Origin of the sequence: Caballeronia sp. LZ065 (genome assembly GCF_031450975.1) — a bacterium.
In the GTDB taxonomy this organism is placed as follows: Bacteria; Pseudomonadota; Gammaproteobacteria; order Burkholderiales; family Burkholderiaceae; genus Caballeronia.
Genome location: NZ_JARUXV010000003.1, coordinates 920284 through 943456 on the forward strand (window position 1 = coordinate 920284; position 23173 = coordinate 943456).

General features: G+C 65.0%; 23 protein-coding genes. 15 read left to right on the forward strand and 8 right to left on the reverse strand.

What is annotated here, in order from left to right; all coding sequences use genetic code 11:
- Positions 1-37 precede the first annotated feature (37 nt).
- From QCE63_RS24155 to QCE63_RS24190, 8 genes are all read left to right on the forward strand, one after another.
- Positions 38-943 (forward strand): LysR family transcriptional regulator, encoded by a 906-nt coding sequence (locus tag QCE63_RS24155; RefSeq protein ID WP_309836539.1) that lies wholly within the window; start codon positions 38-40, stop codon positions 941-943.
- A gap of 158 nt (positions 944-1101) precedes the next feature.
- Complete coding sequence (locus QCE63_RS24160; protein ID WP_309836541.1) at positions 1102-2406, forward strand: dicarboxylate/amino acid:cation symporter; 1305 nt, start codon at positions 1102-1104, stop codon at positions 2404-2406.
- Positions 2407-2419: 13 nt separating this feature from the next.
- A complete protein-coding gene (locus tag QCE63_RS24165; RefSeq protein WP_309836542.1) occupies positions 2420-3376 on the forward strand; it encodes an amino acid ABC transporter substrate-binding protein in 957 nt (318 codons plus the stop codon).
- Between the two features lie 121 nt (positions 3377-3497).
- Positions 3498-4757, forward strand: coding sequence for a hypothetical protein (locus QCE63_RS24170; RefSeq protein ID WP_309836543.1), 1260 nt, complete (start codon positions 3498-3500; stop codon positions 4755-4757).
- Positions 4758-4812: 55 nt separating this feature from the next.
- The gene (locus QCE63_RS24175; RefSeq protein WP_309836544.1) at positions 4813-5541 is read left to right on the forward strand and encodes an NAD(P)-binding domain-containing protein; all 729 of its coding nucleotides are present in this window, start codon (positions 4813-4815) and stop codon (positions 5539-5541) included.
- 404 nt (positions 5542-5945) lie between these two features.
- Entirely contained in the window at positions 5946-6203 is a 258-nt protein-coding gene (locus QCE63_RS24180; protein ID WP_309817052.1) for a hypothetical protein, read from the forward strand.
- A gap of 43 nt (positions 6204-6246) precedes the next feature.
- A complete protein-coding gene (locus tag QCE63_RS24185) occupies positions 6247-6504 on the forward strand; it encodes a hypothetical protein (RefSeq protein WP_309836545.1) in 258 nt (85 codons plus the stop codon).
- A 41-nt stretch (positions 6505-6545) separates the two neighbouring features.
- Entirely contained in the window at positions 6546-6803 is a 258-nt protein-coding gene (locus tag QCE63_RS24190; protein ID WP_309836547.1) for a hypothetical protein, read from the forward strand.
- Between the two features lie 66 nt (positions 6804-6869).
- Here QCE63_RS24190 and QCE63_RS24195 read toward each other — a convergent pair whose 3' ends face one another.
- The 3 genes from QCE63_RS24195 to QCE63_RS24205 form a co-directional block, all read right to left on the reverse strand.
- Positions 6870-7241, reverse strand: a complete 372-nt coding sequence (locus tag QCE63_RS24195) for a BON domain-containing protein (RefSeq protein ID WP_309836548.1) — start codon at positions 7239-7241, stop codon at positions 6870-6872.
- 203 nt (positions 7242-7444) lie between these two features.
- Positions 7445-7837, reverse strand: coding sequence for a hypothetical protein (locus QCE63_RS24200; RefSeq protein WP_309836549.1), 393 nt, complete (start codon positions 7835-7837; stop codon positions 7445-7447).
- Positions 7810-8058, reverse strand: a complete 249-nt coding sequence (locus QCE63_RS24205) for a hypothetical protein (protein ID WP_309836550.1) — start codon at positions 8056-8058, stop codon at positions 7810-7812. The genes QCE63_RS24200 and QCE63_RS24205 overlap by 28 nt, the downstream gene beginning before the upstream one ends.
- Before the next feature lie 746 nt (positions 8059-8804).
- Between QCE63_RS24205 and QCE63_RS24210 the strand changes: the two genes are divergently transcribed.
- Complete coding sequence (locus QCE63_RS24210; protein WP_309836551.1) at positions 8805-9080, forward strand: hypothetical protein; 276 nt, start codon at positions 8805-8807, stop codon at positions 9078-9080.
- Between the two features lie 92 nt (positions 9081-9172).
- Here QCE63_RS24210 and QCE63_RS24215 read toward each other — a convergent pair whose 3' ends face one another.
- On the reverse strand, positions 9173-10633 hold the full coding sequence (locus QCE63_RS24215; protein ID WP_309836552.1) for a PLP-dependent aminotransferase family protein: 1461 nt from the start codon (positions 10631-10633) through the stop codon (positions 9173-9175).
- An 87-nt stretch (positions 10634-10720) separates the two neighbouring features.
- Here QCE63_RS24215 and QCE63_RS24220 point away from each other — a divergent pair, with 87 nt between their 5' ends.
- Together QCE63_RS24220 and QCE63_RS24225 are read left to right on the forward strand one after the other, a co-directional pair.
- Complete coding sequence (locus QCE63_RS24220) at positions 10721-11350, forward strand: FMN-binding negative transcriptional regulator (RefSeq protein ID WP_309836553.1); 630 nt, start codon at positions 10721-10723, stop codon at positions 11348-11350.
- A gap of 184 nt (positions 11351-11534) precedes the next feature.
- Positions 11535-12683: a porin gene (locus QCE63_RS24225; RefSeq protein ID WP_309836554.1), complete on the forward strand. Its 1149-nt coding sequence runs from the start codon at positions 11535-11537 to the stop codon at positions 12681-12683.
- 9 nt (positions 12684-12692) lie between these two features.
- On the opposite strand, the gene QCE63_RS24230 is transcribed toward QCE63_RS24225, so the two are convergent.
- A complete protein-coding gene (locus tag QCE63_RS24230) occupies positions 12693-13724 on the reverse strand; it encodes a porin (RefSeq protein WP_404990173.1) in 1032 nt (343 codons plus the stop codon).
- Between the two features lie 233 nt (positions 13725-13957).
- Here QCE63_RS24230 and QCE63_RS24235 point away from each other — a divergent pair, with 233 nt between their 5' ends.
- The gene (locus QCE63_RS24235; RefSeq protein ID WP_309836555.1) at positions 13958-15259 is read left to right on the forward strand and encodes an aspartate aminotransferase family protein; all 1302 of its coding nucleotides are present in this window, start codon (positions 13958-13960) and stop codon (positions 15257-15259) included.
- 9 nt (positions 15260-15268) lie between these two features.
- On the opposite strand, the gene QCE63_RS24240 is transcribed toward QCE63_RS24235, so the two are convergent.
- The 3 genes from QCE63_RS24240 to ampC all read right to left on the reverse strand — a co-directional run bounded on the left by QCE63_RS24240 (position 15269) and on the right by ampC (position 19435).
- Positions 15269-17239 (reverse strand): aconitase family protein, encoded by a 1971-nt coding sequence (locus QCE63_RS24240; RefSeq protein WP_309836556.1) that lies wholly within the window; start codon positions 17237-17239, stop codon positions 15269-15271.
- Positions 17240-17332: 93 nt separating this feature from the next.
- Positions 17333-18226, reverse strand: coding sequence for a LysR family transcriptional regulator (locus tag QCE63_RS24245; RefSeq protein ID WP_309836557.1), 894 nt, complete (start codon positions 18224-18226; stop codon positions 17333-17335).
- A gap of 3 nt (positions 18227-18229) precedes the next feature.
- Positions 18230-19435, reverse strand: a complete 1206-nt coding sequence (gene ampC, locus QCE63_RS24250) for a class C beta-lactamase (protein ID WP_404990188.1) — start codon at positions 19433-19435, stop codon at positions 18230-18232.
- A gap of 108 nt (positions 19436-19543) precedes the next feature.
- On the opposite strand from ampC, the gene QCE63_RS24255 reads away from it, so the two are divergent.
- From QCE63_RS24255 to QCE63_RS24265, 3 genes are all read left to right on the forward strand, one after another.
- A complete protein-coding gene (locus QCE63_RS24255; protein WP_309836558.1) occupies positions 19544-20425 on the forward strand; it encodes a LysR family transcriptional regulator in 882 nt (293 codons plus the stop codon).
- A 107-nt stretch (positions 20426-20532) separates the two neighbouring features.
- Positions 20533-21042 carry a MarR family transcriptional regulator gene (locus QCE63_RS24260; RefSeq protein ID WP_309836559.1) on the forward strand — a complete coding sequence of 170 codons (510 nt, stop codon included), beginning with the start codon at positions 20533-20535 and terminating at the stop codon, positions 21040-21042.
- 4 nt (positions 21043-21046) lie between these two features.
- Positions 21047-23149: an FUSC family protein gene (locus QCE63_RS24265; protein WP_309836561.1), complete on the forward strand. Its 2103-nt coding sequence runs from the start codon at positions 21047-21049 to the stop codon at positions 23147-23149.
- Positions 23150-23173: the final 24 nt, after the last annotated feature.

The following is a 23173-nucleotide window of genomic DNA, read 5'->3' on the forward strand; positions in this document are numbered from 1 at the left end:
AAATCATGAATAAACAACTCTGGTATCTGAAAATCAGATGACGTTCGACCTCACCCTGCGCCAATTGCGCTATTTCGTGGCCGCCGCGCAAACCGGCCAATTCTCGATGGCGGCCGCCAACCAGCACGTGTCGCAATCGGCGATCACCCACGCGGTGCAGGCGCTCGAAGACGCGCTCGGCACGAAGCTGTTCGAACGCCTGCCGCAAGGCGTCGCGCTGACGCCCGACGGTCAGGACTTCCACAATCACGCCCGCCGCGTGCTCGACGCCGCCCGCGACGCCATGCACAAGCCGCCATTCCGTTCGCACGACATGCGCGGCGTCGCGCGCATCGCGGCCTCGTATACGCTGCTTGGCTACTTCCTGCCGGAATTGCTGGCGCGTTTTCGCGCGACCTATCCGTTCATCGAGTTCGATCTCCGCGACATGGAGCGGGCCGACATCGAAACCGCGGTGGCGAACGGGGAGATCGATATCGGCGTCGTGCTGCTCTCCAATCTGCAACGCGCCAGCCGCTTTCACACGCAGGTGCTGATGCGCTCGCGCCGGCAGTTGTGGGTCGCGCCTTCGCATCCGCTGGCGCAGCAGGAGGCGGTGTCGCTCAAGGACATCGCCGCGCATCCGTACATCATGATCACCGTCGACGAAGGCGAGCACTCCACGATGCGTTACTGGCGCAAGAAGCGCATCGAGCCGGCGGTCGCCTTCCGCACGAGTTCGATGGAAGCGCTGCGCGGACTCGTGGCCCATGGCTTCGGCGTCACGGTGCTGTCCGACATGGTGTTCCGGCCATGGTCGCTGGAGGGCAAGCGCATCGAGGCGCGCCCCGTGCACGACGTGATTCCCCACATGGAAGCCGGCATGATCTGGCGCAAGGGCGCCGCGCTGAGCGGCCCCGCTACCGCATTGCAGCAGTTCCTGATCCATGCGTGCGGCGGCTGAAGTTCGCCCGGACTCACCTGCATTCCACTTTTTTTTCGCAAGCGACGCCATTAAAAAGCCGCAGTAGAATCTGAGCAGTGCCGGAAATCTCGCATCGCCCGTTCCATCCGAAATTTGACATGCAATCTGATTGACATGCAAACCATGGAGGTTTGGAGATGAAGAAGAGTTCGTCCGCCGTCTGGATCCTGGTCGCCATGGTTATCGGCATCGGGCTTGGCTATATGGTCTTCACCAGCTTTCCAGACAAGAAAGCCGCGACCGAGATTGCCGGTTACATCTCCCTCGTCTCCGATGTCTTTCTGCGGCTGATCAAGATGCTGATCGGTCCACTCGTCTTCTCCACACTGGTCGTGGGCATCGCGCACATGGGCGACGCCGCCTCGGTCGGACGCGTGTTCACCAAGGCGCTCGCGTGGTTCGTCACCGCCTCGCTGGTCTCGCTGCTGCTCGGCCTGCTGATGTCCAACTTGCTGCGGCCCGGCGATAACCTCGGTCTGCCGCTGCCCGACATCGGTGCATCCGCCAATCTCGCCACTTCGAAATTCACGCTGAAGGACTTCGTCGGCCACATGGTGCCGCGTTCGTTCGCCGAATCGATGGCGAACAACGAGATCCTGCAGATCGTCGTGTTCTCGATGTTCTTCGGCGTCGCGCTCGCCGCACTCGGCGAGAAAGGCAAGGTGCTGCTGGACGCCATCGACCAGCTCTCGCACGTGATGCTCAAGATCACCGGCTACGTGATGAAACTCGCGCCGCTCGCGGTACTCGCCGCGATGGCCGCGACCGTCGCGGTGAACGGGCTGTCCATCCTGATGAAGTTCGCCGTCTTCATGGCGGACTTCTATCTGAGCCTGTTCATCCTGTGGGGGCTGCTCGCGCTCGCGGGCTTCTTCTTCCTGGGGCGGCGCGTGCTGAAGCTGCTCTCGCTCATCAAGGAAGCGTTCATGCTGTCGTTCGCGACGGCAAGTTCGGAAGCCGCCTATCCGAAGATTCTCGACGCGCTGGACCGCTTCGGCGTGCGCCGCAAGATCTCGAGCTTCGTCATGCCGATGGGCTACTCGTTCAATCTCGACGGCTCGATGATGTACTGCACCTTCGCGTCGTTGTTCATCGCGCAGGCCTACAACATCCATCTCTCGCTGACCACGCAGCTCACCATGCTGCTGATCCTGATGCTGACGTCGAAGGGCATGGCGGGCGTGCCGCGCGCGTCGCTGGTCGTGATCGCCGCGACGCTCAATCAGTTCAACATTCCGGAAGCGGGCTTGCTGCTGATCCTGGGCGTCGATACCTTCCTCGACATGGGCCGCTCCGCGACCAATGCCGTGGGCAATTCCATCGCCAGCGCGGTAGTGGCGAAGTGGGAAGGCGAGTTGCTGTCGGAGCGGGACGCGGACGCCAATGCCGCGCGCATCGAAGCGGAGCAGGACGCCTCGCTGGCGCATCCCGCACAGGTCTGAAGAGGAGCGTCTCATGAAGATGCCGCGCTTCTGGATGGGCGTGGCGTGGGCTGCGCTCACGCTGTCCTTCGCTGCCACCACCGCCTACGCCGCCGATGACGACGTGCAGCCCCCGCGTCCCGTCAACGATCCCTACGCGCCCGCCACGCTGACCGGCACGCTCGCGAAGGTGCGCGACTCCGGCACCATCGCGATCGGCTATCGCGATGCGTCGGTGCCGTTCTCGTATCTCGATGCGCGCCGCGCGCCCATCGGTTATTCCATCGAACTGTGCAAGTCGCTCGTTGCGGCCATCGAAACGTCCATTCACCGCACCTTGACGATCCGCTGGGTGCCGGTCACGCCCGACACGCGCATCGATGCCGTCGCCAGCGGCAAGGTGGACCTCGAATGCGGCTCGACCACCAGCAATCTCGCGCGCCAGAAGCGCGTGGCCTTTTCGCCGGTCATCTTCGTCGCCGGCACCAAGGTGATGGTCCGCAAGGATGCGCCGATGAACTCGTTCCGCGATCTCGCAGGCAAGCGCGTCGCGGTGACGTCCGGCACCACCAACGAAGCGGCGCTGCGCGAACTGGACAAGAAGTTCCAGCTCGGCATTCATATCCAGGTCGTGCCCGATCACGCGCAGGGCTTCGCGCAGGTAGCGGACGGCCAGGCCGATGCCTTCGCCACCGACGACGTCCTGCTCTACGGACTGATCGCCGCAAACGCCGGCAACGGCGGCGCATACCGCGTGGCGGGCGATTATCTGTCGTATGAACCCTACGGCATCATGTTCCGCAAGGACGATCCGCAGCTCGCGCAAGTGGTGAAAGACACCTTCCAGGAACTCGCGGCCGACGGCGAGATCGAGCGTCAATACACGCGCTGGTTCCTGACGCGCCTGCCTTCAGGCGCCAGCCTCGACATGCCGATGAGCGCGCAACTCGTGGGCATCATCGAAACGCTGGCGGGCGGAGAACGGCAGTGAAGCGCTGACCGCTTCCGCACCGCAGTTCGAACGCGCCGAACCCCGCTTTCGCACGCCGCCCCCTAGGCGGCGATCCCGTCTGTGACTACTTTTGACACAAATTTCGTCACGGACCAGACTCATGAGCGCAAGCGAGCGCAGCGTATCGACCTTGACCGGCTTGCTCGAGGCCGTATCGAACGCGGAAGTTCACCATATCGCCGTCACCGCCGACATCGCGGACATGCCGGGCTTCCGCTTGCTGCCCGGCCAGACGCTGAGCGGCGCCAGTGGCCGCGTGAAGCTGCACTTCGCGAAGGGCGAGGACGGCGTGCAGCTGACCACAGACAATTGCGTCGCGCGCATCGAGCTGAATGCCGATGCGGACCGGCGCGCCATTCATAACGACACGAGCGTGATGCGCCTCGGGCGCATCGACCTGCATGATCTCCGCACGCGCGGCATGGTGCAGCTGCTGGCGCGCGACAATGTCCGCAGCGGCCATATCGCGGCGGAAAACATCGACATCGTCGCGGCCGATACGCGCGCCCATGGAACCCGGCACCGCGGCTATGGCGTCGAGGTGGTACCGGGCGTCTTCACCATCTGGAACCAGCACGACGACCATTTCGTGACCATCACGGCCGACCTCAAGGCCGTCAGCGCGGGGCGCGGCGGCGCGCCCGTGAACGGCAGCGGCATCTTCGTCGGCGGCGCGGGCGATGCCGGCGGCCAGCTGATCGTCGGCCGCATGGAAACTGGCGCCATTCACAGCGATGGCGGCATCGAACATGGCACGGCGGATCGCATCGCGGGCGGCGTGTTCGTTTCCTCCGGCGCCTGCGTGGAGATCGTGCACAACCGCGGACCCGTGACGACCTACGGCGCGAACGACATGGTGCTGGACAACTGGGGCACGGTCGGCTCGTGGGTCGCCGAGGAAAAGCTCACGTCCTACGGCCCCAGCGCCACCGGCTTCGTCAACTTCGGCACGCTCGGCCTGTTGCGGACCCACGCGACGATCGAAACCTTCGGCTTCGGGGCGCGGGGCTTCAGCGACTATGACGGGACCGTGCAGTTTGCCGATATCGACCGCATCGTCACCCATGCGGATGGCGCCGTCGGCATTCAGGTGAGCCGTCCGCTCGGCTCGCTGACGGTTCGGCGCGGCGTCGAGACGCATGGAGCCGCGGGCGAGTCGATGGTGAAGGGTGTCGTGGTCACGCTCGATGCCACGGCGCTCTGCATTCGCAACGGAGCGGCCGTGCGGAAGATCGCCGTCGATGGCGGGCTGCTGACGCACGGCCGCGGCGCCGCGCCGCTCCGGCTGCACGGCACGGTGGAGGACCTGCGCATCAGCGACGGTGCCGGAGCCCTGGGCGGGGGCTTCGCAGCGGTATGAGAAAGAACAACAGCGTCCGCGCGACGCGCGCAATCGGCATGACTCAAGGGAATCCATGAAAACGGCAATCATCGGTCTCGATCAGATCGGCGCTAACCTGTCGCGCAGTCTTGCGCTCGCAGGCGAGTCCATCCTGATCGCGGATCGCGATCACAGGAAGTCGCGCGCGTTCGCGCTGCAATGCAATGGCCGCGCGCACGCCGTCGGGGTCAGCGAGGCAATCCGGCGCGCCGACATCGTGATTCCGTGCATCCACTTCGCCGCCATTCCGCAGTGGATCGAGCGTTATCGCGAGGAGTTGCGCGGCAAGATCGTGGTCGATCCGTCGAATCCGATTGCGCCTGACGGCCAGGGCGGCGTCATGAAGATCCTTCCCGACGATGAATCGGCCGGGCAGATCCTTGCGGCGTTGATGCCGCCCGGCACGAAGTTGGTCAAGGCGTTCGCGTCGATCCGTCCGGAGTCGATGCACGCGGCCGCCAACCGCTGGCCCGATCCCGCCGTGCTGTTCTATGCCGCCGACGACCTCGCGGCCGGCGACGCCGTCGCGTATCTGATTGCGTTGAGCGGCTTCGTGCCGCTGTGCGTGGGCGGTATCGACCAGTCGATCCGCATCGAGGCGTTCGGCGATCTCAACGAGTCGGGCGCGCTGGGGAAGCTGGTTTCGTACTGGGAGGGCCGTGCGCTGCTGAGAGCGTCGCCGCGGTATTCGCGCGCGTCTGCCGTCAAGGCGGTGAGAGAGGTGAAAGAGGTGAAAGAGGTGAAAGAGGGGAAGCCGTTTTAGACAAACCGAAAAAAGCGGAAGGGACTTCATAGAGCCGAACCGCACGCCTGCACGAAGAGCGCGTCTCTTCGTGGTTTGTGCCACGTCGTCTTCCTCCTCCGGAGGATTTGCCCGCTACCAGAAGCGGGCTTTTTTTTGTGGCGCTTCCGCGCGCCGCACATCGTGTTCGCCGCGCGGCGACAGGTCATCGGTTCGCTGTCTCGCCCGACCCGACACTCGGCAGTGACGCATGCACGCCTGGCCAGCGATGCATGCATAATGAATTCAAAATTAATTATTCAAAATCAGATACTTATAAAAAGTATCGAGCAACGGCAACGCGACTGGCACGGCTCTCGCATTAGATGCTGCGAGCGCAACGAATGATGCTCAACCAACCCAACCAGCCATTCAGGAGATTCATCATGTTGAAGATCGACAACCTCGCCGTCAGCAAAGAACTCGACCGTGCCGAAATGGGCGCCATCGTCGGCGGCAGCGTGTTCCAGAACAACGCCATCAACGCCAACCTGCAAGCTGCCGGCGTGTCCTTCGCCAGCCCGCAGACCAACGTCGCCCCCGTCACGCAAGTCGATGCCTCGCAACACCTCGACCTCGACGTGAAGTCCATCACGAAGTCTGTCGGCGCACTCGGCAGCGCGCTGGGCGGCATCGCGCTCTGATCCGCATCCGTCCCATCCCCATCACGCCTTCAGGAGACCCGTCATGTTGAAGATCGACAACCTCGCTGTCCACAAGGACCTCGACCGTGCCGAAATGCGCGCCATCGCAGGTGGTTTCAGCATCATGCAGAACAACGGCATCAATGCGAACTATCAAAGCGGCGTCTCGTTCGCCAGCCCGCAGATCAATGTGGCGCCCGTGACCCAGGTCGATGCCTCGCAATACACCAAGCTCGATCTGACCAACGTGACGAAGTCGCTCGATTCCCTCGGCAGCCTGCTGCAGGGCGTCAAACTCTGATTCACCCGTTGAACACCCCTCTCATCTCAAGGAGCATCATCATGTTGAAGATCGACAACCTCGCCGTCAGCAAGGAACTGGACCGTGCCGAAATGGGCGCCATCGCCGGCGGCAGCGTGTTCCAGAACAACGCCATCAACGCCAACGCGCAAATCGGCGGCGTGTCCTTCGGCAGCCCGCAGACCAACGTCGCACCGGTCACGCAAGTGGATGCGTCCACGCACACGGACCTCGACGTGAAGAGCATCACGAAGTCGGTCAATGCGGTGGGCAGCCTGATCGGCGGCATCGCGCTGTAAGGCGGGACGTCACGCGGGGAGAAGGAACCAGACAACTGTCTCCTTCTCCCCTCCGGCTTTACCGGCTCATTGCCCGCCTTCCTGGATCGTCAGCGCATTCTTCACCGAGCGCACGCCGCTCACGCCCTTGGCAATCGACGTGGCCCGATCGATCTGGGTCGCATCCTGCGCATAACCGGCCAGCGTGATGGCGCCGTTCTTTGCAATCACGTTCATGCCGACCACATCCACTCCGCCCTTCTGAAGCGCCTGTGTCACTTGCCTGCTAAGCGCACGATTGGCCTTGCGCACCGCCTTCTTCGACGTGCCCGCGCTTGCCGAAGGCGTACCGGACTGACCCGCGGCCGAGCCGGAATCGCTGGTCTGCGACCACGCGCTGACGGATGAAACGAGCACCACTGCCACGCCTGCCAGCCTGAGCATCTGAATCAGTTTCATTGTCGAGCTCCTGTCCTTGAGGCCACGCTTGAGGTCATGCCCGAGGTCATGTTCGGGCACGATGGGAAGCGCCGTTTCATCCAGGCGCGCCTCGAAACATTCTAGTCGGCGCCTTGCAGGATGAAAGTCGGACTTGCACGCCTTCTTGCAGGAAGGACCGCTTCGGCAGCGCGCTTTCAGGTCTGATCAAAGCACGCCGTGCCTCAGTGCGCGATGACCGTCGTATCACCCGGTTTGTCCGGCTTCGTGATCCAGATCAGCGGGATGATCGTAATCGTGACGATGGCTGCGCAGTGGAACACGTCGTCGAGGACGGGCATTGCTGCTTGCGTCTGCGCCGTGTTCAGCAGCGAGTGATAGCCCGATCGGGCTGCTTGGGCTGGATTGCCGGGCCAGGATGGCGTGATACAGGATCGTGCGGTCGTTCCACACGACGCTCGCCAACGATGTGCCGATGCCGCCGCCCAATATGCACGCGAAAGTGGAGAGGCGGTGATCGTCAGCGGCGCGAAGAACAGCGCCTTCGGAATGCCCTGCAGCAGCGTGGGCAGCACGATGTGGTCCCCGCTCAACTGGACATGGAAGAACGAGCGCATGGTGTACGCGATTGCGAAGCCCGGTCCATCGCGGGCCCCGCGCCGCGCTCGGCGGGCAGGCTTGCACCGGTTTCCCAGTGCGCGGGCGGCGCGATCTGTTTGTCGCTGCCGATGCCCGCGTAGTCAACGCTGCCCGCCAGGCTCAGCGCCGCGACGAACGCTGACCACGCGGTCCACGCTGGCAGACGTCGCCGTCCCTGTTCACCGAGAAAGCAGTTCATGCTCCAACTCGATTGCGCATGACCGCATCCTGAAGAACAAGGGCATGGACGCGAAGAGCGAGCTTGGGTAGCTGCGGCGGCTCGCACCCGGCACGCCCGTCTTCTAGGCGGAACCCGCGATGCCATGACGGCGTCTCTGCAACGGGACCAGATGGATTGCCGCGCGATGCCCGCGTGCCGCGTCGACGACGCAATCCGCGTAGTCATCGAAAGTCGTCTGTATCAGGTCACGGCCTATTTGCGATGTCCCGGCAAACGCCAACATCGATAACATCGACCCCGCTACGAGGATCGAAACCGTTATCGCCACTGCTCTATTCATGACAGCCACTGTTGAAGATGTTGATGGTCGATGACGCCTGTGCCTCGATTCGATCCCTTCGGATTTCGAATCGTTGAACAAAGCGGCTGAACGGTTCGAAGCATAGTCCCGGCATGTCGGCCGGACTAGAGCGCGACGGATGAATCGCCAGTTCGACGACATCGAACGGACGCGCGGCAGCCATTCCGGCAACCGTTGGTCCGCTGCTGACACCTGGCGCTCTACAGTTTCCACGACGCAGACAGCCCGGTGCCCGTCGAAATGGCCTCCCAGCCCCGATGAAAGTCCGCTCAGGCTTGCAGCACAAGGCTCTGACGGGATTTATCGCGGCCTGCATGCTGCCCTGGCACACCTCTCGCATAAGTAGGTGCGAGCGCAACGATTGGTGCTCAACCAACCCACCGAACCACCCAGGAGACTCATCATGCTGAAGATCGACAACCTCGCCGTGACCAAGGACCTCGACCGTGCCGAAATGGGCGCCATCGTTGGCGGCACCATTTTCCAGAGCGGCACCATCTTCCAGAACAACGGCATCAACGCCAATGCGCAGATGGGCGGCGTGTCGTTCGCGAGCCCGCAGACCAACGTGGCTCCCGTCACGCAAGTCGATGCCTCGACCCACACCGACGTCGATCTGACCAACGTCACGAAGCAACTCACCGCCGTGGGCAGCGCACTGGGCGGCATGAAGCTGTAAGCATCGCCGGGCAGCACACGAGGAGAAGGCGCTCACGCGTCCTTCTCCTTTTTGTTTTTGGTTTTTTGCCTTTTGCCTTTTGCCTTTTGTATTCAGCGCGCTTCGAACACCTTCACGACGCGCCCCAGCGTCGCGATGCCCCGGCGGATCTGGTCCACGGTCAGGCTTGCATAGCCGAGGATCAACCCCGCGACACGGACCGATGCCGCGCGACGCGCACTCGCGAAGAGCGGCGACACCGGATAGACGCCGACGCCCGCCTCGAGCGCCGCAGCGACCAGCGCAGGTTCGTCATCGGGCCGCAGCGAGGGCAGCCACAGCAGCACATGCAGGCCGGCCGCGGTGCCCGCCACGCGCGCGTCGGCGGGCAAGGACGCGGCAATGGCGTCCAGCAGCGCGGCGCGCCGCCGCTCGTACTCGCGACGCATGCGGCGCACATGCCGTTCGTACGCGCCGCTTTCGATCAACGACGCCAGCACGCGCTGTTCGAGCACCGACGCGTGGCGGTCGCTCAGACGCTTGGCCTGACGGAACACCTGAACCAGCGCATCCGGCAGCACCAGATAGCCGAGCCGCAGATGCGGCGACAGCGCCTTCGAGAACGTGCCGATGTAGATCACGCGGCCGCTCGAATCGATGGACTGGAGCGCGTCGATCGGACGCTGGCCGTAGCGGAATTCGCCGTCATAGTCGTCTTCGATCACCCACGCTTCGTGTGCCTGCGCCCATTGCAGCAGGCCGAGACGCCGCCCCACCGGCAGCACCCCGCCAAGCGGAAACTGATGCGACGGCGTCACGTAGACCAGCCGCGCACCGCCTGCGGGCAAGCGGCGCGTGTCGAGGCCGGCGTCATCGACGGGCACCGGCGAGAGCCGCCCGCCAGCCGCTTCGAAACTGTGACGCGCGATCAGATAGCCGGGATCCTCGAAGGCGAAGGCATCGCCGGGATCGAGCAGCAGCCGCGCGCACAAGTCGATGCCCTGTTGCGCGCCGCTCACGATCAGAATGCGTTCGGCGTCGCAGACCAGTCCGCGCGCGCGCCGCAGATACGTCTGCAACGCGCGGCGCAGCGCGGCGTCGCCTTCGGGCGGCACGTAGTAGAGACTGTCCTGCTGGCGCAGCAACTCGGCTTGCCAGGCGCGCCGCCAGAGCTGCGCCGGAAACTCGCGCGCAGCCACCGCGCCGTACAGGAAGTGAATGCCGCCCGGTGCGGGAAGCGGCAGCGGCGGCGTCGCGATGCCGGCCACGCGCCGCCCGAAGTCTGACAACACCGGCGGACGCACTGACGAACGCTTCACCCCCGTCACGGCCGGCGCAACGGGCGGACTCGCGACCCGCGCCGCGCGTCCCGCCGACGTGAGCAGGAAGCCTTCGGCCGCGAGTTGCTCGTAGACGGCGGTCACGGTGGTGCGCGAGACCGCCAGGTCCGCCGCCAGCGTGCGGGTCGAAGGCAGGCGGGCGCCCGCGGGCAAGGTGCCGTCGGCCATCTGGGCACGCAGCATGTCGTAGATGCGCCGGCTGGTTCCGGCGCCCGGTACGCCCAACTGGCCCATGCGAATTCCCTCAAACTGGATCTTCTCATTGTGCCTGTTTCACGCGAGAGTGTCGTCTTCCGCTCCCGTCCCGTTCGAGGTTTCACGATGTACATTCCGCCGCACTTCGCCGTCACGCGTCCCGACGAACTGCATCGCATCATCCATGCGCATCCGCTCGGCACGCTCGTCACGCATGACGCGGCCGGGCTGGACGCGAACCACATTCCCTTCGAGTTCGATCCGGACATCGGCACGCATGGACTGCTGACGGCGCACGTCGCGCGCGCCAACGACATCTGGCAGCGCTGTCCCACCGGCACGCCGGTCATGGTCGTCTTCCGGGGCGCGCAGGCGTACATTTCGCCGAACTGGTATCCGAGCAAGCACGAGGCGCACAAGCAAGTGCCGACGTGGAACTACGAAGTCGTTCATGCGCACGGCACGCTCACCATTCGCGACGACGAACGCTTCCTGCGCGGCATCGTGGCGCGGCTGACGCGCCGTCATGAAGCGAACGAACCCGCACCGTGGAAGATGGGCGACGCGCCGGCCGATTTCATCGAGGGCATGCTGCGCAACATCGTCGGGATCGAGATTGCGCTGACCTCGCTGGTGGGCAAGTCCAAGCTCAGTCAGAACAAGGAAGCGCGCGATCGCGATGGCGCCGCCGACGCACTCGCCGCGCGGGACCACGACGAACTCGCCGAACAGATGCGCCGCGCTGGTCAGGCCTGAGTCGCAACGGCGCGTTTCCGGTTTGCAGGATGATGCGGGATCGAACGGTCATGCATGGGCTGCGGCATCGCACGTGCATGCTTGCGTCGAACAGCCTGGCGCGGCGAAACTGACCAGATGACGCACGCGAGCGCATGCCTTCATGCGTTCGATGTCCGGGCACTCGATCGCACCGACCGATGCCATGCTGACCCGAGCCGTCCCTGCCCTCGCGTTGAGTCTCGCCGGCGGCATCGCGCAGGCGCAGGGCAGCGTCACGCTATACGGCGTGCTGGATACCGGCATCACCTATGCGAACCACGTCGCTTCAGCGAGCGGCAGCAGCGCGCTGCTGCGCCATGGCGATGGCGTCGCGCAGGGCAACCGCATCGGGCTGCGCGGCACGGAAGCGCTCGCCGATAAGCTCGATGCCGTCTTCACGCTCGAAGAAGGTTTCAGCACCGGCGACGGCACGCTCGCGCAGGGCGGCGCCGAATTCGGCCGGCAGGCGTGGGCGGGACTGGAGCGGCATGGCGTCGGTTCGGTGACGCTGGGGCGCCAGTATTCGCTGTCGCGCGACATCCTGCACGACTACGCGATGGGCCATCTGACCTCCGCGGGCAACTACGCGTATCACATCAACGATCTCGATCAGCTGAACCTGAGCCGCATCAACAATGCCGTGCGCTTCACCAGCGACGACTTCGGCGGCTTCTCGTTCGGCGCCTTGTATGGCTTCTCCAATGAAGCGGGCGCCTTCGCGGGGTCGCCCGCTCCCGGCTCTTCACAAACGATGAGCTTCGGCGCGAAATACGCGGCGGGGCCGTTCTCGATCGGCGCTGCCTTCACCGATATCCGCTTTCCCGGCAGCGCACTGCCCGCGTTTCCATCGGCGGTCGCCAACATCGAACTGGGGACGCTCAGCCGCTTGCGGACCGTGGGCGTGGGCACGAGCTATAACATGGGCAGCGCAAAGCTATGGGGCCTGTGGACCCATACGCAACTCACACCGGTCGACGCGCGCAGTTCGACGCTGAACAACTTTGAGATCGGCGCCCGCTATCGCGTCGACACGGCGCTCAGCGCGGGCCTGGGCTATACCTTTTCAAAACTCAGCGGACTGTATGGCGGCAAGTGGCATCAGGTGACAAGCGTCGTGGATTACACGCTGTCGAAACGCACCGATGTCTACCTGCTCGCCGTCTGGCAGAAAGCGTCCGGCAGCAACGAGATCGACGGACACGAGGTGCCCGTGCAGGCGCAGATCGGTTCGAGCACGAGTTTCATCGGCACGTCAGGCACAGCGGCCAGTTCGCAAGTGGCCTTGCGCATCGGCTTGCTGCATCGCTTCTGAGTGCGTGCGTCAGAAGCGCTCGATCATGCCCAGTTGCACGCCACGTATCGGCGCACCGGGATAAGCCGCCGGCAAGCCGACCACGTTCACGCCGCGCAACGTGAAGGTCGCGTCACTTCGATTGCGCAGCAGCGCGCCGCTCGCATATAGCAACAACGCCGGCGAGACATCGTATTCGCACGCGACGCTGAACTGGTCCGCATCGTTGTCGCCGCCCGAGCGGTCGCGCGCGAACGCGTAGCCCAGCGATGCGCGCAGGCGCGGTGAGAACGCATAGCGCATCGACACCGACACGCCGTCGTCGTGATAGCGCGGCGTGCCGCCGTCGCCGTTGAAGTACGCGACGAAGGCCGTCGCATGGCCGAAGCGATACGACACGCCGCCGAGATTCGAGCGCAACGCGCCGCTGCCGTTGGTCTGCTGATGCGCATACGAGACCCGGAACGGGCCGTTGCGATACGCAACGGTTTCATACGAGCCGCCGAGGCCGTTGCCGTCGCCGGCGTCGCGCAAGGCGAGCATCAAGGTGGTCGTGAAGCCGTGGATGTCGGGCGACAGATAAGCAATGCCGTTGTCCGTATAAGGCGTGATCTTCGACAGGTTGTTGAGCCCCGACGCAATCGTGCCCGCGCCGAACGCGTCGAGCCCGCCCTTGAACGGAATGTAGATCGGCGAATACTGGCGGCCCATGCGCAGTTCGCCCCACGGCGCGCCGACACCGATCCACGCCTGCCGGTTGAAGATCGTATTGGCGGTGGCGAAGGTGCCGTCTGCCGAACTGAAGCCGCTTTCCAGATCGAACAGCAGGCGCGTGTCGCTGCTCAGCGCTTCCGAGCCGCGCACGCCGAAGCGCGACCCGCGATACGCGCCTGAATCCATGCGCGGCGTCCAGGAGGAACCGGGATCGGTGACTTCGATACTGGTATCGATCACGCCGTAGAGCGTGACGCTGCTCTGCGCATGGACCGCGCCACACATGAGCACGGCGGCGAGGGAGAGAAAGTAATGACGGATTGCGCGGGCGGTTCGGTTCAGCACCATCGATGAAGTATTGTTATTCGATTGAAAGCGCGAATGAAAGCGCCCGCATGCATGACTGCCAGGCGCGCCGCCCGCCATCATAACCGTGGCAGAAACAATGCGTGCCTTCGTGCAAAAACCAGCAACAGGTATTAGCCCCCTTTCTGGCTCACATTAGAACTATTCGATTCTCCGTCGCCGCGCGGCCCACTAGACTGCAGGTTCCCTCCTCTCATTCCGTCCGGAGACGCACCGTGTCCCTGAACCAAGACGCACGCTTTTGGCGCAACGCCCAAGATCATCTGATCCGCTACGGCGCCACCTTCCAGCCGATGATCATCGAACGCGCGCAAGGCAGCTTCGTCTATGACGCCGACGGCCGCGCCATCCTGGACTTCACCTCGGGACAGATGAGTTCGGTGCTGGGCCACAGCCATCCGGAGATCGTGTCGGTCATCAACGAATACGCGGGCAAGCTGGACCATCTGTTCAGCGGCATGCTGTCGCGGCCGGTCGTCGATCTCGCGACGCGCCTCGCCGAAGTCGCGCCGGGCGCTCTCGACCGCGCGCTGTTGCTGAGCACCGGCGCCGAATCCAACGAGGCCGCCATCCGCATGGCGAAGCTCGTGACCGGCGGCTATGAAGTGGTCGGATTTGCGCAGTCGTGGCACGGCATGACCGGACACGCGGCCTCCGCCACGTACAGCGCGGGCCGCAAGGGCGTGGGACCGGCGGCAGTCGGCTCGTTCGCGATACCCGCGCCCTTCACCTACCGGCCGCAGTTCGAGCGCAACGGCCATTACGACTACCTCGCCGAACTCGACTATGCGTTCGACCTCATCGACCGTCAGTCGAGCGGCAATCTCGCCGCTTTCATCGCGGAACCGATCCTGAGTTCGGGCGGCATCATCGAGCTTCCCGAAGGCTACATGGCGGCGCTCAAACGCAAGTGCGAGGAGCGCGGCATGATGCTGATCCTCGATGAAGCGCAGACCGGCGTCGGCCGCACCGGCACGATGTTCGCCTGCGAGCGCGACGGCGTCACGCCCGACATCCTCACGCTCTCAAAGACGCTCGGCGCGGGCCTGCCGCTCGCGGCCGTGCTGACCACCGCGGAGATCGAGGAACGCGCGCACGAACGCGGTTATCTGTTCTATACGACACACGTCTCCGATCCGCTGCCCGCCGCGGTCGGTTTGCGCGTGCTCGACGTGGTCGAGAACGAAGGACTGGTCGCGCGCGCGGGCAAGATGAGCGAACGGCTCAGAGGCGGCCTGCTGGATCTGATGGAGCGTTTCGACTGCATCGGCGACGTGCGCGGACGCGGCTTGCTGCTCGGCGTGGAAATCGTCAAGGACCGGCACACCAAGGAACCCGCCGATGGCCTCGGCGCGAAGATCACGCGTGCGTGCATGGAGCTGGGCCTCAGCATGAACATCGTGCAGTTGCCGGGCATGGGCGGCGTGTTCCGCATTGCGCCGCCGCTGACCGTCAGCGAGGAAGAGATCGACCTCGGCCTCGACCTGCTCGGCCAGGCAATTCAACGCTCGCTCTGAGCGTGGCGTTCAGGCGGCGTCCGCGTCGAAGCGGCTGCGCAATTCCGCGAACGATGTCACGCTGCCTGCCAGCGCGCTGGCCGCGACCGTCGGCGGGCTCGCGAGCCACACCTTGCCCGGACCCGAGCGGCCCGGGAAGTTACGGTTGATCGCGCTGATCGTCACCTGCGCGGATTCCGTCGACGAACCCGGACCGCAGTTCGCGCACGCTCCGCAAGCGGGCTGCAGCAGGATCGCGCCGACTTGCTCGAACGCCTCCACATAGCCTCGCGCGATGCAGTAGTCGCGCACGTCCTGCGTGCCGAATTGCAAATACAGCCTGACGTGCTCCGGCACGCGCAGTCCACGCGCCGCCGCCCAGGCGAGCACCGCGTGATAGTGATCGAAGTCCTCGCGCTTGCCCGCCGTGCAGGAGCCGCCATACGCGATATCGATACGCGGCCGTTCACCGAGCGCAGCCAGCGCGACGCCATTGCCGGGATCGCCGGGTGCGGCGAGCATCGGCGTGAGCTGCGCGCAGTCGATCTCGATGCGGCCCGCGTAATGCGCGTGTGCGTCGCTGTGCATCCACGGTTCGATGACGAATTCGATGCCGCGCCGCTCCTTGAGAAAGCGCACCGTCTCCTCGTCCGGCGCGACGATGCCCGTGAAGCCGCCCAGCTCGGCGGTCATGTTGGTGAGCGTGGTGCGCTCGTCGGTGGAAAGATTCGCGATGGCCGTGCCGGTGAATTCGAACACCTTGCCTACGCCCGCGCCTGAGCGGATCGCGGGGTCCGCGAGCAGATGCAGCACGATGTCCTTGGCGGTCACGCCGGCGGGCACCGGTCCGCGCAGCTCGATGCGCAGCGACTCCGGCACCGTCATGCGCACCGCGCCCGTGACGAAGGCGTTCGCCATGTCCGTCGTGCCCACGCCGAACGCGACGCAGCCCAACGCGCCGCTGTGCGGTGTATGCGAATCCGTGCCGGCCACGACCTGTCCCGGCAGCGCGTAGCGTTCCGCCATCATTGCGTGCGAGATACCTTCGGAGCCTTCTTCGCGTTCGCTGGCGTCTTCGTTCAGATAGCCGTGATTGCGCACGCCGTAGTCGCGCGCAAATGCACGATGCGCCGCCGACAACTCGCGCACATCCGGCAGCAAGCCGTTCTGCACGTGCAGTTCGCTGCGGTGCGAATACGAAAGATGATCCTCGAACGCGAGCATGCTGTTCACGTCGTGCAGCGCGAGCGGCCGGCCGAAGGTCGCGTGCAGCATATGCGCGGCCATGCCCGTGTAGTACTCGTGGATGAAGCGCCAGTCCGCGCGCACGAAGATGCCGCTGCCCGCTTCGATCGATGCATTCGTGATGTCCGTGGTCAACGCATGGCGCGCGAGAATCTTCTCGACGAGCGTGCGCGGCGTGGCGTCGTCGGAAGGCGCGCTCATGCTCACGTTGCGCATATGCGCCTGGCCGTATCGCAACAGGCCGCCGCTGCGGAGAATCGCGGCCGCGAGCGGATCGCGCCCTTCGACGAGTTCATCGATGTCGATCGCTTCGCCCCGGCGAATGCGCTCGATCAGGCCGAAGTCCGTCGAGGTGAACAGGCCGAGATTGTCCGCGTTCTGCCGATAGATGCGCTCGAAGCTGCGCGCGATCACGAGCCGGATGCCCGCATGGCATTCCGCCAGCGGACTATGTTCGCGCGATGAACCCTTGCCGTAGCGGTTGCCCGCTACCGTCACCTGGAAACCGCCCGCGCGCACCGCATCGCGGCCCAGCGGACGGCGCCCGTCCACATGAAAACCGACATACGGACACTGGCCGAGCCGTTCGTCGAAACGCGTCAGTACGCTGATGGGCGTGATTTCGTCGGTGGAGACATCGTCGCGCAACGGGGCCGCCGCTTCCGCCGACAAGTCTGCGCCCGCCAGTTGCCGTTCGACTTTGTCCGCGTCGGCGCTCAGAAACAGAATCCGCCCGTTCAATTGCAGTGTGGCCATCGCATTCTCCCTGTCTGCCAATCTAGACCGGGACGCATGCGCGGCGGAAGTGCCGGATGAGCAGCGGGGACATCGCGGAATGCGATGTCCGCGTTAACCCTCTCTCTCGATCAACACATCGATCAGCGCCTGAACCGCCTTCAACCGCGAAGACGTGCGCGGCGCATGCACGCGTAGTGAACGCGCGCTGGCCCAGGTCTCGTGCAGCGGCACGCGCACGAAATTGCGCGATCCCGCGAACGCGGATGCCGCGCTCGTCGGCACGATGCCGATGCCCAGCCCCGCCTCCACCATGCGGCACTGCGCGTCGAAGCTGTTGACGGTCACGGAGACATTGAGCGCCGCGCGGGCCGCGTCCGCATGTTCCTTGAGCGTCTGATCGAGCGAGCCGCCCGCCTGCAAGGCCACCAGCGGAAAGCGCACCACGTCCGCGAAGCTCAGTGCATCGGCTTGCGCGAGTGCGTGATCGGGCGGCAGCACGACCATCAGCGGATCGGCGGCGAAATGCCAGGTATCGAGACCGGCCGGTGCGTTCGAACGCGCCGAGATGCCGACGTCCGCGCGGTCGTCGAGGCACGCGCGGATGACTTCATCGCTGATCTGCTCGGTCAGGGCGATATCGACGAGCGGGTAGCGCGCCTTGAAGCGCGTCAGGCGCTCGGGAAGAAAGCCCACGATCGCTGACGCATTCGCATGCAGCCGCACCACGCCGGCCACCTGTCCGCTCAGCGACTGGATCTCGCGCGCCATGCCTTCGAGCTGACTGTGGATGGAGCGCGCGCCGGCATAAGCGTGCTGGCCCGCCTCCGTCATCTGCACACCGGCTGGCGAGCGGATCAGCAGCGCCGCGCCGATGGCGCTCTCCAGGTCCGCGATACGCCGGCTCAACGCCGAAGGCGCGATGTGCGCCCGGCTTGCCGCCCGCGCGATCGATCCCTCTTCAACCACGGAGATGAAGAGCTCAAGACTGTAGGGATCGATCCGCATGCGTCATCGCTTGTCGTTTTGCTTGTCGTTCTGAGGTGCGCCGGTCAGCGCCGTGATGATCGCATACGCGGCCTTCACCCGGTCGTCGTTCGGGATGTTGCGGTTCGCCAGCATCACGATGCCCACGCCCTCACGCGGCACGAACGCGATATAGGTGCCGAAGCCATTCGTCGAACCGGTCTTGTTGATCCAGACGTCGTCGCGCGGAGGCTGCGGCGGATCGATGGCGGTGACGGGCGTCGCGTTCAGGATCATCGGCTGGCCGTTTCCTTCCAGCAGCGCGGGCAACGCCGCCGGATACGGATACTGTTCCCAGATCAGGTCCTGCGTCATCGGACCCGCGTTGAAGTAACCGGCGTGCGTCGCTGTGACCGCGCGCTGCCATGCCGGATCGACACGTACCTGATGCACCTGATTCATGTTGATCTGCATGAAGCGGGTCATGTCGGCGGCCGTGGTGCGCACGCCATACGCCTCGGAGGACAGCACGCCGCCCTTCATGCGGATCGGCCGGTCGTCCTTCGCATAACCTTGCGCATAGTCGCGCTGTTTGGCGGCGGGCACGCGCATGTACGTGTGCGTCAGGCCGAGCGCGGGAAAGAGGCGCGTCTGCATCAGCGCGTCGAAGTCCTGGTTCATGGCGTTCGCGGTAATGAGCCCGAGCGTCCCGATGCCGGGATTCGAATAGGTGCGCACCGTGCCGGGCGGCCGCGCCGGACGCCACGCGCTGAAGTACTGCAACAGTTGGGCGTTGTCGTGGATTGCATCGGGAACCTGAAGCGGCAAACCGCCCGGCGTGTGCGTGCCGAGATTGAGCAGCGTGACCTTGCCGAACTCGCTGCCGTTCAGGGACGCAAGATACTTGCTGACGGGATCGCTGAAGGACAAGTCGCCTTTCGTCTGTGCATACGAGGCGAGCGTCGCGGTGAAGGTCTTGCTGACTGAGCCGAGCTCGAACAAGGTATCGCGCGTGACGGGCTGCTTCGTCTCCTTCGATGCCACGCCGTAGTCGAACACATACGCGCGGCCTCCGACGACGACGCCCACCGCCATGCCCGCAATGCCGTGCAGCGCCATCAAGGGCTTGATGGTCGCATCGACCATCTGGCGGACGCTTGCGTTATCAGAACTCGCGGCCGGCGCCGCACTGCTCGCGCCGACAAAAGAAAAACTGGCCAGTGCCAGACATACCCGCTTGCGGATTTTCATGTTCATTGAAGCTTCTCATAAGTGCCGTGATTGATCCGAGGCGAAATATCCGCCGTTTCAGGCTGCGCCGCAATCGACGATAATTTGCCCAAGCCAAAAGAAAAACTTATGCGAACCTTGCGTCCCTATCTTCCGCTGAATGCGCTGCGCGCGTTCGAAGCCTCGGCGCGGCACCTGAGTTTCACGCGCGCCGCGCAGGAACTGAGCGTGACTCAAGCCGCCGTCAGCCAGCAGGTGCGCGCGCTCGAAGAGCGGCTCGGCACGCCGCTCTTCAAACGCCTGCCGCGCGGTCTCGGCCTCACCGACGAAGGCCGTGCGCTGCTGCCCGTGCTGAGCGAATCGTTCGGCCGCATGGAAGCGGTGCTCAAGCAGTTCGAAGGCGGGCATTTCCACGAAGTGCTCACGGTGGGCGTGGTCGGCACCTTCGCGGTCGGCTGGCTGATGCCGCGCATGAAGGCCTTCGCGCAAACGCATCCGTTCATCGAATTGCGGTTGCTCACGCATAACAATCTCGTCGATCCGGCATCGGAAGGACTCGACTTCGCCATTCGCTTCGGCACCGGCGCGTGGCCCGCGACGCACAGCGCCCTGCTGCTCGACGCCCCGCTCGCGGTGCTGTGCACGCCCGAGATCGCGCGCAACCTGCACACGCCCGCCGACCTCGCGAACGAAGTGCTGTTGCGCTCCTATCGGGCGGACGACTGGACCAGTTGGTTCGAAGCCGCCGGTCTCGACGCCTGGACCCTGAACGGCCCGGTGTTCGATTCCTCGCGCCTGATGGTGGAAGCCGCGTTGCAGGGCGCGGGTGTCGCGCTCGTGCCGTCGCGCATGTTCGAGCGCGAGTTGCGTACCGGGCTGCTGGCACGGCCGTTCGACATTGAAGTGAAGACCGGCAGCTACTGGCTCACGTGGCCGCGTTCGCGACGTCTCTCGCCGGGCATGCGGCTGTTTCGCGACTGGATCGTCGCCGAAGCAAGCGCGACGCCCTGAGCCTTGTTCGACGAGCCTCTCAAGCAAGCCAGCTGAAAGAAAATTCCTCCGTTGTTTATCGTTCGATAGGAGGCTAACGAATAGAGTTCTGGCTATAATCGCGGCCCATGACCTCTCTCGACCTCCTGCGCCGCTCCGTCAGCAGCACGCTCGTGCTCGCGGCGCGACGCTGGCGCCGCACCAGTCACGGCGTGCTCGCCTCGTATGGTGTATCGGAAGCCTGCGCGGTGCCGCTCCTGACCGCCAACCGCCTCGGCGAGGCCGTCCGCCAGGTGACCCTTGCGGAACATGTCGGTATTGAAGGGCCTTCGCTGGTGCGGCTGCTCGACCAGTTATGCGCGGCAGGCCTCGTGCGCCGCGACGAAGACCCGGAAGACCGCCGCGCCAAGACCATCACGCTGACCGACGAAGGCCGCGCCGTCACCACGCGCATGGAAGAGCGGCTGGTCACGCTGCGTGCGCGGCTCTTGAAGGGCGTGAGCCGCGCCGACCTGGAAACCACGTTGCGCGTACTCAACGCCTTCAGCGACCTGTCCGACGGCAATCTCCTTGCCGCGATGGCCGCCGTCGAGCCGCTGCCCAAGCCGGCCCGGCCCGCCGCGAAACGCGGAGCCTAGCAACATGTCCTTTCCTTCCGCGCGCGAATGGCTCTTCTCCGCCAAGACCTTCGCGGCCGCGATGATCGCGCTGTACATCGGCCTTGCGCTGCAACTGCCGCGTCCCTACTGGGCGATGGCGACGGTCTATATCGTGTCGAATCCCTTCGTCGGCGCGACGCGCTCGAAGGCGCTCTACCGCGCGCTCGGCACGATGATCGGTGCGGCGGGCGCCGTGCTGATCGTGCCGCCGTTCGTGGAATCGCCGTATCTGTTCAGCGTGGTCGTCGCGTTGTGGACCGGCACGCTGCTGTATCTCTCCATGTTCGACCGCAGCGCGCGCAGCTACGTGTTCCTGCTGGCGGGCTATACCTTGCCGCTGATCGCGCTGCCCGCGGTCACGGACCCGACCATCGTCTTCGATCTGGCGATGACCCGCACCGAGGAAATCCTGCTCGGCATCGTGGTGGCGAGCGTGGTGGGCAGCGCGGTGTTTCCGAGCCGGCTCGCGCCGACGCTCGTCGAACGAACCGACGCCTGGTTCCGCGACGCGGCATTCTATGCGAGCGAAACGCTGTCCGGCCATATCGCGGGCGCGAAGATCTCAGCGACGCGCCAGCGGCTCGCGGCCACAGTCAATGGCCTGGAACTGCTGCTGAGCCAGCTGACCTACGATCACGCGCGGCCCGACATCATCCGCCGCGCGCGTGCGTTGCAGGGCCGCATGCAGATTTTCCTGCCGCTGATTTCGTCGATGGCCGATCCGCTGATCGAACTCGTCGACAAGCACCGGCAGTATCCGGACGGACTCGAAGCGCTGCTGAAGGACGTCGCGGAATGGGTCGGCACGCCGGCGCCGCGCTCGGCGGAAGAGATCGAGCACGAAGCCGCGCCGGATGCGTTCCGCGCGCGCATCCTTGCCATGCGCCCGTCCGTCGAGGCATTGGCCACGATGGACGGCGCGCTGCTCTCCAATGCGCTGTGGCGGCTCGGACAGGTGATCGATGTCTGGCAGGACATCCGCGCGCTGCGTGCGGCGATCCTCAACGAGACGAGCGAATGGCGTCCGCACTTCCGGCACTGGCGGCTGGGCGGCACGGCGCGTTTCTTCGACCGCGGCATGATGCTGTTCTCGACTGGCGTCGCGGTGAGCGCAATCATCGTCGCGTGCAGCCTGTGGATCGAATCCGGCTGGAACGACGGCGCCGGCGCGGTGACGCTCGCGGCCGTGGCCTGTTGCTTCTTCGCCGCGCTCGACGAACCCGCGCCGCAAGTCTTCACGTTCTTCGTCGCGACCTGTATGAGCGTGGTGCTGGCCGGCCTGTACGTGTTCGCGGTGCTGCCGCACGTGCATGATTTCCCGATGCTCGTCATCATCTTCGCGGTGCCGTTCCTCATCATCGGCACGCTGATTCCGCGCCCGCGCTTCAATCTCGTGACCATGCTCGTGGCGGTGAACACGGCCACCTTCATCAGCATCCAGAGCGCCTACGAAGCCAACTTCTTCGTCTTCATCAACAGCAATCTCGCCGGCGTGGCGGGCCTGCTGTTCGCGTTCATCTGGACGCGCATGACGCGGCCGTTCGGCGCGGAACTCGCCGCCGCGCGGCTCACGCGGTCGGCGTGGGCGGATATCGTGGTGAGCGCGTCGTCGGCGGAAGTCATCGGCGATCAGCGCAATCTCTACGCGCGCATGCTCGACCGCCTGATGCAACTGCTGCCCCGCCATGCATCGAGTGATTCGCAGCGGCATCCTTCCATCGAGAGTTTCCGCGATTTCCGCGTCGCGCTGAATGCGCTCGACCTGCGCCGCTCGCGCCGCAAGCTGCCGGCGGAACTCCAGCATTCCGTCGATGCCGTGCTTGACGCACTGCGCGGCTATTTCCAGTCATGCATCGCGCGCCGCGCGCGCCAGCCGGTGCCGCCGGAGCTGATTCACGGTATCGATTCGGCGAGCGCGCAGGTGGCTGCCCGCGCCATTGCGCAGTCGCCGGCCGCCGACGCCGTCGCCGAAAGATGGCTGCGCGACACGTTGCACGCGCTGGTCGGCATGCGCCTGTCGCTGCATCCGCCTGAAGAGCAGACGGCCGCGCAGAACGGCGCCGCGCCCCGTGAGGAGCCGGCATGATTCTCGTCACCTCTTCATCAACGG

Excerpts from the sequence above, each read along its gene's own strand:
- QCE63_RS24155 (WP_309836539.1), top strand. The coding sequence starts at position 38 with ATGACGTTCGACCTCACCCTGCGCCAATTGCGCTATTTCGTGGCCGCC.
- QCE63_RS24160 (WP_309836541.1), top strand. The coding sequence starts at position 1,102 with ATGAAGAAGAGTTCGTCCGCCGTCTGGATCCTGGTCGCCATGGTTATC.
- QCE63_RS24165 (WP_309836542.1), top strand. The coding sequence starts at position 2,420 with ATGAAGATGCCGCGCTTCTGGATGGGCGTGGCGTGGGCTGCGCTCACG.
- QCE63_RS24170 (WP_309836543.1), top strand. The coding sequence starts at position 3,498 with ATGAGCGCAAGCGAGCGCAGCGTATCGACCTTGACCGGCTTGCTCGAG.
- QCE63_RS24175 (WP_309836544.1), top strand. The coding sequence starts at position 4,813 with ATGAAAACGGCAATCATCGGTCTCGATCAGATCGGCGCTAACCTGTCG.
- QCE63_RS24180 (WP_309817052.1), top strand. The coding sequence starts at position 5,946 with ATGTTGAAGATCGACAACCTCGCCGTCAGCAAAGAACTCGACCGTGCC.
- QCE63_RS24185 (WP_309836545.1), top strand. The coding sequence starts at position 6,247 with ATGTTGAAGATCGACAACCTCGCTGTCCACAAGGACCTCGACCGTGCC.
- QCE63_RS24190 (WP_309836547.1), top strand. The coding sequence starts at position 6,546 with ATGTTGAAGATCGACAACCTCGCCGTCAGCAAGGAACTGGACCGTGCC.
- QCE63_RS24195 (WP_309836548.1), bottom strand. The coding sequence starts at position 7,241 with ATGAAACTGATTCAGATGCTCAGGCTGGCAGGCGTGGCAGTGGTGCTC.
- QCE63_RS24200 (WP_309836549.1), bottom strand. The coding sequence starts at position 7,837 with ATGCGCTCGTTCTTCCATGTCCAGTTGAGCGGGGACCACATCGTGCTG.
- QCE63_RS24205 (WP_309836550.1), bottom strand. The coding sequence starts at position 8,058 with ATGAACTGCTTTCTCGGTGAACAGGGACGGCGACGTCTGCCAGCGTGG.
- QCE63_RS24210 (WP_309836551.1), top strand. The coding sequence starts at position 8,805 with ATGCTGAAGATCGACAACCTCGCCGTGACCAAGGACCTCGACCGTGCC.
- QCE63_RS24215 (WP_309836552.1), bottom strand. The coding sequence starts at position 10,633 with ATGGGCCAGTTGGGCGTACCGGGCGCCGGAACCAGCCGGCGCATCTAC.
- QCE63_RS24220 (WP_309836553.1), top strand. The coding sequence starts at position 10,721 with ATGTACATTCCGCCGCACTTCGCCGTCACGCGTCCCGACGAACTGCAT.
- QCE63_RS24225 (WP_309836554.1), top strand. The coding sequence starts at position 11,535 with ATGCTGACCCGAGCCGTCCCTGCCCTCGCGTTGAGTCTCGCCGGCGGC.
- QCE63_RS24230 (WP_404990173.1), bottom strand. The coding sequence starts at position 13,724 with ATGGTGCTGAACCGAACCGCCCGCGCAATCCGTCATTACTTTCTCTCC.
- QCE63_RS24240 (WP_309836556.1), bottom strand. The coding sequence starts at position 17,239 with ATGGCCACACTGCAATTGAACGGGCGGATTCTGTTTCTGAGCGCCGAC.
- QCE63_RS24245 (WP_309836557.1), bottom strand. The coding sequence starts at position 18,226 with ATGCGGATCGATCCCTACAGTCTTGAGCTCTTCATCTCCGTGGTTGAA.
- ampC (WP_404990188.1), bottom strand. The coding sequence starts at position 19,435 with ATGAAAATCCGCAAGCGGGTATGTCTGGCACTGGCCAGTTTTTCTTTT.
- QCE63_RS24255 (WP_309836558.1), top strand. The coding sequence starts at position 19,544 with ATGCGAACCTTGCGTCCCTATCTTCCGCTGAATGCGCTGCGCGCGTTC.
- QCE63_RS24260 (WP_309836559.1), top strand. The coding sequence starts at position 20,533 with ATGACCTCTCTCGACCTCCTGCGCCGCTCCGTCAGCAGCACGCTCGTG.
- QCE63_RS24265 (WP_309836561.1), top strand. The coding sequence starts at position 21,047 with ATGTCCTTTCCTTCCGCGCGCGAATGGCTCTTCTCCGCCAAGACCTTC.